A 14,194-nucleotide genomic window follows, 5' to 3' on the forward strand; every position below is an offset into this window, starting at 1 on the left:
CTCAGCGTGTCCCGAGGCCGGCCGGCGCGCCCGGTGCGGTGGGCGTGTCCGGTGTGGTTGGCGTGGTCGGGCTTCCGGTGGTTGCGGGATCGGTGGTCTGCGAGGGGTGGGGAGCGGTGGCGGTGGCGTCGGGATCTTTGCGGGTCGCGTTCAGGTCCGTCCGCTGTTGTTTGCTGAGGCCGAAGAAATAGGTGGCGAGGAAGCCGGTGACATAACCGACGGCCAGGCCCAGGGCGTAGACGACGAGGGTGGTGGTGACGGGCTGGTTTCCCTTGACCAGAGGGAAGAGGGCCCAGCCGGAGGGGCCGATGGCGGTGGAGCCGACGGCGTCGCCGAGCTGGTTGAAGAGGCCGATGAAGCCGCCGCCGCATGCGCCGCCGAGGCAGGCGGTGATGAAAGGGCGGCCCAGAGGGAGCGAGACGCCGTAGATCAGGGGTTCGCCGACGCCCAGGAAACCTGCGGGGAGGGCGGACTTGATGGTCGTACGGATCGAGCGGTTGCGGGGGAGGCGGAGGTAGACGGCGATGGCGGCGCCGACCTGGCCTGCGCCCGCCATGGCGAGGATCGGGAGCAGGACCGTATAGCCCTGCTGCTCGATGAGGGTGGTGTGGAGGGGGATGAGGGCCTGGTGGAGGCCGAGCATGACGAGGGGGAGGAAGAGGCCGCCCAGGACGAAGCCGGCGAAGGCCCCGCCGTGGGCCAGCAGCCAGTTGGCGAAGGTTCCCATGGCGGTGGAGACCTCGCCCGCGACGTACATCAGGCCGAAGATCGTGACCAGGCCCGTGACCAGGACGGTCAGGGTGGGGGTGAGAAGCACATCCAGTGCCTCGGGGACCTGGACCCTTCCCCACGCTCCCGATTTCGCCCGGCCGGGGAAGACCCCATGGCGGCAGCACTTCTCCACCTGGACGGCGAGCAGCGCCGCGGCGAGTGCGCCGAGTACTCCGCCCTGGCCCGGTGCGAGCTTCTGGCCGAAGGCCGTGACGTGGGCGATGCCCGGGAAGACGATGATCGCGGCGACCGCGCCGCCGAGGATCGGTGTGCCGCCGAACTCCTTGGCGGTGTGGTAGCCGACGAAGACGGCGATGAGGGACATAAAGCCGGAGGCGATGGCGGCCAGCGCCGGGACGGCGGACGGCAGCCAGCCGAGGTTGGTCAGCAGGCCGTTGATCCCGGCGACGATGCCGCAGCCGATCAGCGCCGGGATCAGCGGGACGAAGATATTGGCGATCCGGCGCAGGAACAGCTTCACCGGGGTGGCGTTCCGGGACTTCTGCCGGGCCTTGAGGGCGGCGCCCTGGGCGGCCAGCTCCTCGGCGGTGGTGAGGGCGGGGTGGTGCGGGGCCGTGGGGGTGCCGGTGGGGGTGGCGGCGTCGGGGGTGGGTTCCTCCGGCGCGGAGGGTGGGGTGGCGGCCCGGAGGCCGTCGGTAGGCGCCACGGCCTTCGGCGCCACGGCCTTCGGAGCCACGGCCTTCGGTTCCGGGGGTGGGTCCGTGGTGCGGGCCTGTTCGACCAGGCGCTCGAACTCGGGGGTGACCCGGGCAACCGTTCCGGGGCCCAGCACGATCTGGTACGTGTCGTCCTCGACCACGCCCATGACGGCCGGGAGCGCCTTGAGGGCTTCGTCCTGGACCAGGGAGCGGTCCTGGACGCCGAGGCGGAGCCGGGTCATGCAGTGGGCGATGGAGGTGAGGTTCCTGGCGCCGCCGACGAGCGGGAGGATCGCGGCGGCGGTGGCGAGGTTCTTGTCTTCGGGCATATGCGGTGCCTTGCTGTGGAGACGAACCAGGGGCTGTGGAGACGAACCAGGGGCAGGGGGCCAGGGGCAGGGGTGGGGAAATGGGGGCGGGGCCGGCGGGGCCCCGCAGGTCTCAGCGGTCCTTGGCGGCCTGGAGGGCTTCGCGCAGATGGCCGTTGGCGGCGTCGAGAAGGCGGGCGGCGGTGGGGCCGTCGACATCGCCGAGGAGGGTGAGGATGGCGTTCTTCACCTCGCCGTCCGTGTTGCCGAGCGCCGTCTCGATCTCCAGGTCGGTGGCGCCGGTGGCCAGCGCGACGATACGGCGTGAGCGGGCCCGCAGCTTTTCGTTGGAGGCGCGGACGTCCACCATCAGATTCCCGTAGGTCTTGCCCAGGCGGATCATGGTGAGGGTCGAGAGCATGTTGAGCACCAGCTTTTGGGCGGTGCCCGCCTTGAGCCGGGTGGAGCCGGTCAGCAGCTCCGGGCCGACCACGATCTCGATGCCGTGCTCGGCGGCCGCGGCCAGCGCCGAATCGGCGTTGCAGGACAGGCCGATGGTCAGGGCGCCCAGCTCGCGGGCGTACTCGACGGCCCCGATCGCGTACGGCGTGCGTCCGGAGGCGGAGATGCCGACGACGGTGTCCCTGTCGGTCAGGCCGATCCCGGTCAGATCCTCGACGGCGAACTTCGTGCTGTCCTCGGCGCCCTCGACAGCGGTGACCATCGCGGACGGCCCGCCCGCGATCAGCCCGAGGACCTCGGCGGGGTCGGTGTTGAAGGTCGGCGGGCATTCGCTGGCGTCCAGCACCCCGAGGCGGCCGGCCGTACCGGCGCCTGCGTAGATCAGCCGGCCGCCGCGGGCCATGCGCGCGGCGGTGGCGTCGATGGCGGCGGCGATCTCGGGGAGTCGCCGGGCGACCGCGGCGGGGACGGTGGCGTCCTCGTCGTTCATCGTGCGGGCGATGTCCAGGGTGGAGCGGCGGTCGATGTCCGCGAGGTCGGGCCGGAACGCTTCGGTGGTGAGGGTGTCCAACTGGGCGCGCAGATGGGCGTAGTCGGCGGTGGAGGTCATGGCAACGATGGCTCTTTTCGGGTCGGGCTCGTGGGGGGGCGGTGCTTTCTTCGGCTGCGCTGCCGCGTCGCGGGGCTGCTGTGACGCCCGCGCCGCCGTCGCGGCACGGGCCCACAGCGGCGGGGCAGCGTGAGGTCAGCGCTGGTTGTGGCGGGGTGAGTGGCGGTGGGCGAGGGCCTCGTAGGAGGCGGAGAGCGCCGGGGCCGCGGTCTCGTACGTACGCTGCGCGACCCCTATGAACAGGCAGTCCACGACCAGCAGCTGGCTCGTCCTGGACGACATCGCGGCCGGTCGCAGCTCGCTCTCGCGGGCCGTGGACGTGGTGAGGATGTAGTCGGCGTAGGAGGCGATCTCGCCGTCCGGACGGCCGGTGATGGCGATGGTGGTCGCGCCGTGGTCGAAGGCCACCCGCAGCGGCTCTATGACATCGGTGGTCCGCCCGGAGTGCGTGATCGCGATGGCGACGTCACCGGTCCGCATCTGCACCGCGTTCGTCACGGCCAGATGCGGGTCCGCGTGCGCATGCGCGATCAGGCCGATGCGCAGCAGCTTCTGGGCGAGATCCTGGCCGACGAGGTTGGAGGCCCCGATGCCGTACACATCGATGCGGCGGGCCCCGGCGAGCGCGGCGACGGCGGCTTCGAGCTGGGTGACGTCCAGTGCCGCGGCGGTGTCGGCCAGGCACTGCTGTTCCTCCTGCGCCAGCTTCGCGACGACCTCCACGAGGGAGTCGTCGACCGCTATGTCGGCGGTCACCGCGGGCGCGCCGCCGGCCGCCTGCTGCGCGGCGAGCGCGGCGAGGGCGAGCCGCAGGTCGCGATAGCCCGGGTAGCCGAGCAGCCGGGACGTCCGTACGACGGTGGCTTCGCTGGTGCCCGTGCGCTCCGCGAGGCCGGTGACGGTGAGGGCGGCACAGCCGGCCGGGTCGCTCGCGACGGTCTCGGCGACCCGCTGCATGGAGCGGGTCATCGTCGGGGCGAGGGTGCGGACCTTGGCGGCCAGTGCGGCGGGGGCGGGTGGGGCCGGGGCCGGTCGGGTCTCGACGGCCGCGTCCTTGAAAGTTTCCTTCACGCTACTGCTCACGCTTGAAAAGTAATTTCATCGACGCGCGGCGTCAATACCCTCAGTGAGCGCTGTGGACAGAGCGCATGATCCGCCCGGGGTGCGCGGGTGATGCGTGCCGGGGCTGTGGACAACTCCTTCGCCGGTGGGTGGCCGGGGGACAATGGGCAGCATGGAGCTGGAACAGGCATTGCATGCCGCGCGGGCGCTGGTGCTCGCCGACCTGATGGCGGATGAGGTGGCCGACGCCGACATCGTCTCGCTCGTGGAGGACGCGGTCGTCCACCGCCGGTGGTGGGTGGAGCAATGGCCTGAAGGCGCGGCATTCGTCGCGGGACTGATAGCGCAGGACGTCCAGGACGCCCTGCTGGACCGGTACGGCCGCTGGCCGCTGTGCCCCGTGTGCACGGAGTCGGGCGATCCCCATGCGCTCGACGTCGAACCGGAGTTGGGGCCCGACCCGCATTGGGTCTGTCCCAAGACGGCGGTCGCCGTGGCCCGGGTCGGACGGCTCGGCGCTTCCCTGGAGGGCTGAGGTGGCGGATGGTCCGAGGTGGTGGATGGTGCGAGGTGGATGGTGCGAGGTGGCGGAAGGTGCGAGGTGGTGGATGGTGCGGCGGGCTGACGCAGTGATCCGGCCGGAGGGCTGACGTGGCGGTCTATATCGATCCCCCCACCTGGCCCGGGCACGGCCGGATGTGGTCGCACCTGGTCAGCGATCACTCCTTCGACGAACTGCACATCTTCGCGGCGGGGATCGGCGCGCCCCGGCGGGCGTTCGAGCGCGACCACTACGACCTGCCGGCGGAGCGGTACGGCGATGCGGTCCGTGCCGGAGCCGTGGAAGTCGGCAGCAAGGAGCTGCTGCGCCGCCTGACGGCCGCGGGGCTGCGCCGCCCCAAGAACCGGCCGGCGCCGCGGACGTGAGGCCCGCCGGGGGGTGGGTGAGGCGCGTTTTGGTCATTGGGCGACTCGTGTCCGGTGGGCCTTGGCCCGCTGGGAGCCGTCCCGGGCGGGACGTCGAAGGGGAGAGGACGCCGCAGGTTAGCCCGCAGCCCGTGGAGCAGCCCCCCCCGTGGAGCAGCCCCCCCGTGGAGCAGCCCCCCCCGTGGAGCAGCCCCCCCGTGGAGCCGCCCCCCCCCGTGGAGCAGCCCCCCCCGTGGAGCAGCCCCCCCCGTGGAGCAGCCCCCCGTGGAGCCGCCCCCCGTGGAGCCGCCCCCCCGTGGAGCAGCCCCCCCGTAGAGCCGCCCCCCCCGTACAGCCGCTCCTGGCAGAGCCCGCTGCGGCGCGTCGTAGCGGGGGCGTGACGGTGTGCCGCCGGACGATGGGCCTGACCGCGCGCCGGATGGAAGCCGTATGGGAAGGGGACAGCCATGTCCGTCAGCGAACCGGGTCGGGAGCCGGCCACCGATCTCGACCCCGACTACAGCAGTGAGGACGCCACGGCGACCGGATGGCCCACGGCCGTCGGCGGTATGACCGAGGCGGAGATCTTCTGGCTCACCACCGTCCGGCCCGACGGGCGCCCGCATGTCACCCCGCTGCTCGCCGTCTGGTCGGACGGTGCCCTCCACTTCTGCACCGGCCCCGGCGAACGCAAGGCCAAGAACCTCGAAACCAACGCGCACTGCGTGCTGACCACCTCGACGGCCGGCGGCAACGATCTGCATGCCGGGCTCGATGTGGTGGTCGAGGGCGACGCGGTGCAGGTCAGCGACGAGCCGACACTGCGCCGGCTGGCCGGTCTCTACACCGAGAAGTACGGCAGCGACTGGCATTTCGACGTCCGCGACGGCGCGTTCCAGGGGCAGGGCGGCCGGGCCGTGGTCTTCCGCGTCGAGCCGGTCACGGCCTTCGGGTTCGGGCGGGGAGAGACGTACAGCCAGACGCGGTGGCGGTTCGACGGCGGGGCGTAGGGCCGGAGTGGGGGAGCCGGGGTGAGCCGGGGTGGGCCGGGGCGGGGCGCCGTCTCAGGGGCTCGGTGCCGCCCTACCGGGATCCCCGGCCTCTGCTGTTTCTGCTGCTGCTGCCGCGTGGTCACCGCCGTGGTCACCGCCGTGGTCACCACTGTCTCCGCTGCCTCCGCTGTCTCCGCTGCCTTGTGTGCCGCCGTTGCCGGAGTGGCGGCTGCCGAGGAGGCGATCACCCGTGAGCTGCCTGTCCTGCGGTGGAGCCGGAAGGCGAGGGCGGTGGCGCCGACGGCTGCCAGCGCGCCTGCCACCTGGCCCAAGCCGAAGGCGGCGAGCAGCGCGATCAGGGTCGTCCGGCGCGGAAGCCGGAGCGTTGCGGCGGCGAACCCGCCTGAACGTCGCAGGTCGGAGGCACACAAGGGACGAGTTTCTGGAAGCTTGGGCGGCTCGGCCGGCGGCTCGGGCGCCGAGAGTCCGCGGGAGGAGCTGCGGGACTTGGCTGGTGCCTTGGGTATCGACTTGCCGGAGTGAACGGGCATCGAGGCCCCCCACCTGGCGCGGTGGAGGGCCTCTTCGTTTGGTCGCCTGGGCGCCTCCACAGTCACTGGCGGACCTTCTGCAGGCCCGGCAGTCTTCCTGGCTGTGGTTCACCCGGTCCCTCCATGTCCGAGAGGGAATGCCTCTGACGGCCTTGGGGCTTTGTCAGATGGTGATGACGGCGCCGTGGGCAGTCGTGGGCTGGTAGTTGGAGCTGCCCGCGTAGGTGGCCGTGTATCCGCCGTTGAGGATGATCAGCGGCAGCGCCAGGATGGCGGGGCAGACTGCCACTCCCTGTGCGTTGGTGAGGGCGGTGCACAGTGTGATGCTGCCGGTGGTGAAGGTGACGGGCTGGCCCGCGAGGGGCTGTCCGGTGTCGAGGTCGGTCAGCGTCGCGGTCAGAATCCCTGCGTAGGGGTGCGGCGGGAAGACCTGGACCACCGCGGGGGTGGCGGTCAGCTGGGTGCGGTCACGGGTGTACGTGAACGGGATGCTCGCGCTGCCCCCGGGGGTGTTGACGGTGACCGTGACGGTTCCGGACGCGTGCGGGGGCAGGGTCGCAATGATCTCGTTGTCGGAGACGACGGTGAAGGGCACCGGAGTGCCGTTGACGGTGACGCTGGTCGCGCCGGTCAGGCCGGTGCCGCTGATGGCCACCTGGGTGCTGGCGCCGGCCGGGCCGCTGGTGGGGAAGATCCCGGTGACGGTCGGAGCCTGGGTGACGTAGGTGTAGTTGGTGGCGCTGATGGCCGTTCCGCCGGGGGTGGTGACGGTGACGGGGCCGCTCGCGGGTGCGTGCGGTGCCGTGATGGCGACGATGGTCGTGTCGTTGAGCACCTGGAAGCTCGTGGCGGGGGCTCCGGCGATGCTGACCGCGGTGGCGCCGGTGAACCCGGTTCCGGTGATGGTGACTTGGGTGCCGCCGGTGGTGCTGCCGGAGGCGGGGGTGAAGCCGCTGATCGTCGGGGCCGGGGTGACGTAGGTGTAGGTCACCGGTCCGGTGGCGGTGCCGCCGGGGGTGGTGACGGACACCAGGCCGGTAGCGGGTGCGTGCGGCGCGGTGATCGCGGAGATGTGGGTGTCGTCGACGACCTGGAAGCTGGTGACCGGGGTTCCGGCGATGCTCACGGCGGTCGCGCCGGTGAAGTTGGTGCCCGTGATGACGACGAGCGTGCCTCCGGAGGTGGTGCCGGAGGCGGGGCTGATGCTGGTGATCGTGGGCGCGGGGACGACGAAGGTGAAGCTGCCGCCCGTTCCGGTACCCAGGGGCACGGTCACGCTCGCCTGGACGGTACCGGCGGCGTGTGCCGGTGTGGTCGCCGTGATGGTGTTGTCGTCGACCACGACGAAGCCGGCGACGGGGGTGGAGTTGAGCGTGACGGCGGTCGCGCCGGTGAAGCCGCTGCCGGTGATCGTGATCGGGTCGCCGCCGAGGGTCGAGCCGGACGCCGGGGTGATGCTGGTGATGATCGGCCGGATCTGCAGGACGCTGACGTTGTTGCTTCCGTTGTTGGTGACGTAGAGGAAGTTGCCGTCCGGGGTCACCGCGTCCCGGGAGGGCTGGGTGCCCACGGCCAGGGTGGTGAGGATCGTGTTGGTGCCGGTGTCGATCACGCTGACGTTGTTCGTGCCGAAGTTCACCACGAACACCCGGGTGCCGTCCGGGCTCACTGCCACACCGGCCGGGGTCCCGAAGCCGGGGATGGTGGTGACGACGCTCGGCGGGCCGGTGGTGGTGTCGATGACGCTGACGGTGCTGGAGCCGTTGTTCGCCACGTAGGCGAAGTTGCCGTCAGGGGTGAACGCCACGCCGATCGGGGTGCTGCCGACGGCGACGGTCGCCGTCACCAGGTTCGTGCCGGTGTCGATGACGCTGACCGTGCCGCTACCGGAGTTGGTGACGTAGACGGTCAGGCCGTCGGGGCTCACCGCCACGCCGTTCGGCAAGCTGCCGACGGTGATGGTGGCCACCGACAGGTTCGTGCTGGTGTCGATGACGCTGACCGTGCCGCTGCCGTGATTCGCCACGTAGGCGAAGGCACCGTTCGGAGTGATGTCGACCTCGAACGGGTTGGCGCCGACGGTGATGGGAGGACCGGTGATCGTGTTGGTGCCGGTGTCGATGACACTGACGGTGTTGCTGTTGCCGTTGGTGACGTAGACGAAGCTGCCGTTCGGTGTGATCGCCACATCGATCGGCCCGTTCAGGCCCGTGACGGTGGCGGTCACCAGGTTCGTGGCGGTGTCGATGACGCTGACCGTGGAGGCTCCGTTGTTCGCCACGTAGGCGAAGCTGCCGTCCGGAGTGATCGCCACCCCGATCGGCCCGGTTCCCACCGGCACCAGGGCATTGGCGAGCAGCATCACCCCTGCTAGCCGGCCCTGTAGCGGAAGCGTTCCGCAGGGGACGGCTCCCCGCGAGAGCAGTGCGGCGACAGCCGCCGCCTGTGTCTCTCGTCCTAACTGGCTCATCGGTGTCGCCCCCGCACCGGCAGCGAGTGACGCGAGTGCCTGTGCGGAAGTCCAACTATCTGTCGTATCCATGACAGCTCCTTCGAATCAGGGGCCGTCAACCACCCGGGCCATCACGTCTGCCGCAGCCCAACGGGTGGTGAGTCTCCTCAGAGGGGGCGCCAATACGGCAGCCGGACCGGGAAGTCACGTTCTTCCACGGAACGGCCGTCCACCCCCGGTGAGGGATGGGCGGCCCGCCGGATTTCACTCCCAGCAGTAAGGCACTTGTCGGCAGACCTCGTCTATGCGGCCGATCACATGCGACCCGGATGGCGGAGCGTGCGAAACCGACGCCGGCCTCCTTCCAACCTGGGCGTGGTGCGACGGCTGAGGGGTGGCCCTGAAGTCCGACCAAAGGCGAGATGATCTTGTCGCGGTTGGCCCGATCACGAGGTCGAAGACACCTTGGACAGCCCGGCCACGGGCGCCACAGCATCCGGCAGTCCGACTGCGACGGCGTAGCGGGCCTGCCCGCTGACACAAGGAGATCGTGCGGCACCAGGTGTGCTGTCCGGACAGGTTGGTGACGCTGAGCGCACCGCACCCCCGTGGTGCTGGAGGGGGAGACGCCCTCTGAAGCCCTACGCCCCGCGCAGCAGATCCAGCTCCGTAATGAGGTTGCGGCGGGCGAGGTGTTCCCAGCGGTCGTAGCCGCGGGGGGTCCGGAACAGGCGGGGCAGGGAAAGGAGTTGGGACAGTATGGCGGAGCGGCCGGCGAGGAAGTCGGGGTCGGGGACGAAGGCGTACTCGGCACGGACCGCGGCGGCGTAGGCCGCGTACTCGTCGGGGGAGCCGGCGAGTACGGCGAGGTCGGCATCGCACAGCACCTCGCCGTCGGGGTCGTCGGGCGCCGGGTCATGGGTGACGGTGAGCCGCACCAGGCGGGCGACCTCGGCCGTGCGGGCCGGGCCGATGCCCAGCTCGGGCAGTGCGCGTTCGGCGAGGGCCGCGCTGCGCTCCTCGTTCTCGGAGCGGTCCGGGCGGTAGACGGCGTCGTGGAACCAGGCCGCCAACTGGACGGTGGGCACGTCGTCGGCGTGCTGTGCCAGTTCGTCGATGCGGTAGAGGACCGCGGTCAGATGGTCGACGGTGTGGTAGCGGCGTTGTGGTTCGCGCCAACGGGACAGGAGGTTGTCCGCGTACGGGGCGGGGTCGGGTGCCGTGGGGTTCTTGGTGCCGCGGGCCTTGGCGACGGTCACGGCCCATCGCTGCCGCAGCTCCTGCGCCGGGTCGGTGGTGTCTGCCGTACGGGACACGGAGGTCATGCTCGCCATTGTGCCTCGCGCGCCCGGAAACCGGGGCGGAGGGCGATTGACCGGTCAGGTCTGGGGCTCGGTCAGGTGTGGGGCTCGGTCAAGTCTGGGGCTCGGTCAGGTGTGGGGCCCGGTCAGGTATGGGGCTCGGTCAGGTCTGGGGCTCGTCGTGGCACGAGAGGGCGTCGATCATCTCGACGCTCGGCTTGTGGTTGTTCTCCCCTTTGGGGTCGGCCTTGGGAATGGGCCACAGGGGCGTGGAGAAGTCCTGGTTCCAGGTGTCGTTGGTGACGTAGTCCCGGAGGGCGCCACGCAGCTTCGGGCAGTCCTGGCGGTGGCCCTTGGCCATGGCCGATGCCGTAGTGGTTGGCGGAGCCGTAGGTGAGCCCCGGGGCGACCTTGAGATCTCGGTTCTCCTGGTGAAGCCGTAGAGGATCACAGCCCGGAGAGTGCGCCCGGAGTGCGTACTGACCGGCCGGTCCGCCCGGCTGGGTGCTTCCGGCGATGACCACGTTAGGTGTACGGGTAAGGCGTACGGGCGGATTCCGGTCGTGGCGGTGCCGGGGTGGCCCCGGGGTGCCGGGTGGCCCGTAGTCTGGGATATTGGACTAGACCTGTTGCCTGGTGCCGGGGCGGTCCGTCTCGTCACGTCGTCATCGAAGGATGGGGTCATATGAACAAGCGCGCGCTCCTGGAGGTGATCGCGCTCGGCCCGCAGGACGCGGTCGCCGCCCAGGCCGGCGGGGCCGACCGCCTGGAGCTGGTCACGGACATGGCGGCCGACGGGCTCACCCCGCCCCGCGCGGCGTTCGCGGCGATCCGGGCGGCCGTCGACCTTCCGCTGCGGGTGATGCTGCGGTCCGCCGCCGGCTTCGCGGCCGGTGACGTGACGGCGCTGTGCGAGGAGGCCGCGGCGCTGCGGGCGGAGGGTGCCGAGGAGTTCGTCCTCGGCTTTCTGACGTCGGACGGGCGGCCGGATCTCGATGCGGTGGCGGCGCTGGCCGAGGTGATCGACGGCTGCCGGTGGACCTTCCACCGGGCCATCGACCGGGCCGCCGACCGCGACGCGCTGCGCAAGGAGCTGTCGGCGGCGGCCGGCACTGCCGGGCTCGACACCTATCTGACGGCCGGTGCCGCGCAGGGCGTCGACGCGGGGGTGCCGACGCTGCTGGCCGAGCACGCGCGTACCGCAGCGGATGAGCCCGGGTACGCGCCGCGGATCCTGATCGGCGGCGGGCTCGGGCTCGGTCATCTGCCTGTGCTGCGTGCGGCCGGTCTCGACGCGTTCCACATCGGGGGCGCCGCCCGGCCCGCCGGCTGGTCGGCACCGGTGGATGCGGCGGCGGTACGGACCTGGCGGGAGGCGCTGGACCAGCCCGTCGCGCAGCGGGTCTGAGCCGTCGCGCAGCGGGTCTGCGTCGTCGCACACCGGGGCGGGCTGCGTCGCCGATCGGCGGGTCTGCGTCGTCGCACACCGGGGCGGGCTGCGTCGTCGACCGGCGGGTTTGAGCCGTCGATCGGCAGGGCTGCGTCGTCGACCGGCGGGCTTAAGCCGTCGACCGGCGGACCCGGGGTGCAGGCGCGCCGGGCGGGCGCACGCGCGCCCTCGGGCTCCCCGTTCGCCAGCTTCCTCAACTCCCGCCGCCGTGCCACTGTGTGACAGGTGTCACGGCAGCGGGACCAGGGGGAGGGTGACGCGGCATGACCGGCATCGGAATGCAGCCGCTCGGTGGCGACGATCCGCAGCAGCTGGGCGTCTACCGGCTGTTGGGGCGACTCGGCTCGGGCGGTATGGGGCGGATCTATCTGGCGCGGTCCACGGTGGACGGCTCGCTCGTCGCGGTCAAGACGCTGCTGGCCGAGGGCCTCGTCAGCGCAACCGACCGGCGGCGGTTCGCTCGCGAGGTGACGCTGGCCCGGCGGATCGACAGTGCCTTCACGGCCCGGGTGCGCGGAGCCGCCCCGGACGCCGAGCGCCCCTGGATGGCCATCGAGTACATACCGGCGCCTGCGCTGTCCGAACTCGTCCGCAGCGAGGGACGGCTGCCGGGCTCGGCGGTGCGGTGGATCGCGGCCGGCACCGCGCAGGCCCTGGTGATCCTGCACGACGCGGGCATCGTCCACCGGGACGTCAAACCCCAGAACATCCTGCTGCCGCTGGCCGGGCCCCGCTTGATCGACTTCGGCATCTCGCACGCCAACGACATCACGCGTACCTCGCTGACGCTGGGCACCATCGCCTTCACCTCGCCGGAACAGGCGCGCGCCGAGCCCTCCACCACGGCGTCCGATGTGTACTCGCTGGGCGCCACGCTCTTTCACCTCGCCGTCGGCCGCCCGCCCTACCCCGATACCGCTGACACGATCCGGCTGCTGACCCTCGTGCAGCGCGGCGCACTCGATCTGACGGGGTTGCCCAAGGAACTCGCCCCGCTGATCCGCCCCTGCCTGGCCGCCGTTCCGGACGAACGGCCGGAACCCGCCGACGTACTGCGCCAGTTCCTGGAGGAACTCGACCGGGCACCCACCTCGCCGCGCGGCGAGCGCTGGCTGCCGCCGCGGTGGACCGCGCTGATCGCGGCGTACGAGGCCCAGGGGCGCGCGTTACGCGAGAACGGGGGCGGGGAGGGAGCGGACGGGCTCACGGTCGATCAGCGGACGCGGCAGGTGCCGCCGCCGGGGCCCACCCGGGTCTACACCGAGGAGCGGGCCGCGCGAAAGGAGCAGGAGGAAGGGGAGCGCGCCGAGCGGGAACGTGTCGAGCGGGAACTCGCCGAGCAGGAGCGTGCCGAGCGGGAGCGCAAGGCGCGTGCGGCCCGGGAGCGCAGGGAGGCGGAGGACCGCCGGCGTGCGGCGGCCAGGGCGCGGGCGACCGCGGAGAACGAGAAGAAGCAGCGCCGCGCACGCGAGGAGCGGGAGCAGCAACAGCGCGCCGAACAGGCGCGGAAAGCGGAGAGGGAAAAGAGGGAGCAGAGGGAACAGGGGGGACAGAGGGGACAGAGGGAGCGGCAGGAGAAGCAGAAGCAGGGCGAGAAGCGGGCGCGGGCCTCGGGGCAGGCGGGCGCGGGCTCCTCGTCCCGGCCGCCGTCCCGCCCGAAGCCCGGTGCGACGGCCCCGTCCCCGTCCGCGTCCCCGTCCCCGTCCCCGTCCCGATCCCCGTCCACATCCCGGTCGCAGTCCTCGCCCTCGCCCTCGCCCTCGTCCTCGTCCGCTGCGCAGAAGGTCGACTCCTCGTCGGGCTGCTTCTGGGCCGTGATCGTGGCCATCGCGTTCGTGGTCTTCATCTGGAAGCCCTGGGACGGCAGCGACACCGCGGGTTCGGTGAGCAGCGGCAGCTCCAGCAGTGGGACCTCCAGCAGTACGTCGAGCGGTACGTACACCAGCGGCGGGCTCGGCTCCGCCACGACAGCCGGTACGTACACGAGCGGCGGGACCGGCTCCACGTCGACGACCGGCACCTCTTCGGGCACGGGCAGCACCTCTACAGGCACGGGCGGCAGTTCCACGAACGGCACTTCCACAAGCGGCACTTCCACAAGCGGCGAGACCGCATCCGCGCCCACGACTCCCGCGTCCCGCACCCCCAGCGCGGCCGACCGCGCCTTTGCTTCCGTACGGAGCGGCGACTGCCTCGACGCGTACCAGAACGGCTACGGCAGGTGGAGCCGGTCGGCGCCCGAGCAGGTCGGCTGTGGTGCGGCCAACGCCTATCTGCGGGTGCTGAGGGTGACCCGGCCCGGGGGCAGCTGCGCGTCCGGCGGGGGGCGCGGCGGCTGGTGGCACACGAGTGCCGATGGCGGGTCCACAAACCTGTGTGTGGAGCGGCAGTTCCGCACGGGTCAGTGCTTCCTGGCCAAGGCCGCGGGGGGCCAACCCGGCCCCGCGAACCTCCTCACCGCGTGGAGCTGCAGCGCCGGTCAGGTGCCCCGGGAGTTCAGTTACCTCATGCAGGTCACGGCCGTCCTGCCGTCCGCGGCGGGCACGAATGCCTGTCCGGCCGATCCGGGCCACTACCGCTACTCGTGGAATGTCTACGACGGACGGACCATGATCTGCGCCAAGGTCGCCTGACGCTGCCCCGGCCGGCCAGCCGGCCGGCCGCCGCTGC

General features: G+C 71.7%; 11 protein-coding genes. 5 read left to right on the forward strand and 6 right to left on the reverse strand.

The genetic code is table 11. From position 1 onward, the window contains the following. Position 1 precedes the first annotated feature (1 nt). The 3 genes from ACF088_RS21235 to ACF088_RS21245 all read right to left on the reverse strand — a co-directional run bounded on the left by ACF088_RS21235 (position 2) and on the right by ACF088_RS21245 (position 3,893). A complete protein-coding gene (locus tag ACF088_RS21235) occupies positions 2 to 1,759 on the reverse strand; it encodes a PTS transporter subunit EIIC (RefSeq protein ID WP_392377314.1) in 1,758 nt (585 codons plus the stop codon). 112 nt (positions 1,760 to 1,871) lie between these two features. Further along, a complete protein-coding gene (murQ, locus tag ACF088_RS21240; RefSeq protein ID WP_392377315.1) occupies positions 1,872 to 2,810 on the reverse strand; it encodes an N-acetylmuramic acid 6-phosphate etherase in 939 nt (312 codons plus the stop codon). Positions 2,811 to 2,945: 135 nt separating this feature from the next. Beyond that, positions 2,946 to 3,893, reverse strand: coding sequence for a MurR/RpiR family transcriptional regulator (locus ACF088_RS21245; RefSeq protein WP_392377316.1), 948 nt, complete (start codon positions 3,891 to 3,893; stop codon positions 2,946 to 2,948). 151 nt (positions 3,894 to 4,044) lie between these two features. Here ACF088_RS21245 and ACF088_RS21250 point away from each other — a divergent pair, with 151 nt between their 5' ends. From ACF088_RS21250 to ACF088_RS21260, 3 genes are all read left to right on the forward strand, one after another. Next, positions 4,045 to 4,407 (forward strand): hypothetical protein, encoded by a 363-nt coding sequence (locus tag ACF088_RS21250; protein ID WP_392377317.1) that lies wholly within the window; start codon positions 4,045 to 4,047, stop codon positions 4,405 to 4,407. Between the two features lie 116 nt (positions 4,408 to 4,523). Next, the gene (locus ACF088_RS21255) at positions 4,524 to 4,799 is read left to right on the forward strand and encodes a DUF4031 domain-containing protein (protein WP_392377318.1); all 276 of its coding nucleotides are present in this window, start codon (positions 4,524 to 4,526) and stop codon (positions 4,797 to 4,799) included. 446 nt (positions 4,800 to 5,245) lie between these two features. Then, positions 5,246 to 5,788: a pyridoxamine 5'-phosphate oxidase family protein gene (locus ACF088_RS21260; protein WP_392377319.1), complete on the forward strand. Its 543-nt coding sequence runs from the start codon at positions 5,246 to 5,248 to the stop codon at positions 5,786 to 5,788. Positions 5,789 to 6,484: 696 nt separating this feature from the next. On the opposite strand, the gene ACF088_RS21265 is transcribed toward ACF088_RS21260, so the two are convergent. The 3 genes from ACF088_RS21265 to ACF088_RS21275 form a co-directional block, all read right to left on the reverse strand. Next, on the reverse strand, positions 6,485 to 8,863 hold the full coding sequence (locus ACF088_RS21265; protein ID WP_392377320.1) for an IPT/TIG domain-containing protein: 2,379 nt from the start codon (positions 8,861 to 8,863) through the stop codon (positions 6,485 to 6,487). Positions 8,864 to 9,414: 551 nt separating this feature from the next. Further along, positions 9,415 to 10,098: a hypothetical protein gene (locus ACF088_RS21270; RefSeq protein WP_392377321.1), complete on the reverse strand. Its 684-nt coding sequence runs from the start codon at positions 10,096 to 10,098 to the stop codon at positions 9,415 to 9,417. Positions 10,099 to 10,237: 139 nt separating this feature from the next. Continuing rightward, positions 10,238 to 10,435, reverse strand: coding sequence for a hypothetical protein (locus ACF088_RS21275; protein WP_392377322.1), 198 nt, complete (start codon positions 10,433 to 10,435; stop codon positions 10,238 to 10,240). Positions 10,436 to 10,759: 324 nt separating this feature from the next. Here ACF088_RS21275 and ACF088_RS21280 point away from each other — a divergent pair, with 324 nt between their 5' ends. Next, positions 10,760 to 11,482 carry a copper homeostasis protein CutC gene (locus ACF088_RS21280; RefSeq protein ID WP_392377323.1) on the forward strand — a complete coding sequence of 241 codons (723 nt, stop codon included), beginning with the start codon at positions 10,760 to 10,762 and terminating at the stop codon, positions 11,480 to 11,482. 305 nt (positions 11,483 to 11,787) lie between these two features. Next, the gene (locus ACF088_RS21285) at positions 11,788 to 14,157 is read left to right on the forward strand and encodes a protein kinase (protein WP_392377324.1); all 2,370 of its coding nucleotides are present in this window, start codon (positions 11,788 to 11,790) and stop codon (positions 14,155 to 14,157) included. The last annotated feature ends 37 nt before the right edge of the window (positions 14,158 to 14,194 follow it).

This window comes from Streptomyces sp. NPDC015125, assembly GCF_043080045.1.
Taxonomy (GTDB): domain Bacteria; phylum Actinomycetota; class Actinomycetes; order Streptomycetales; family Streptomycetaceae; genus Streptomyces.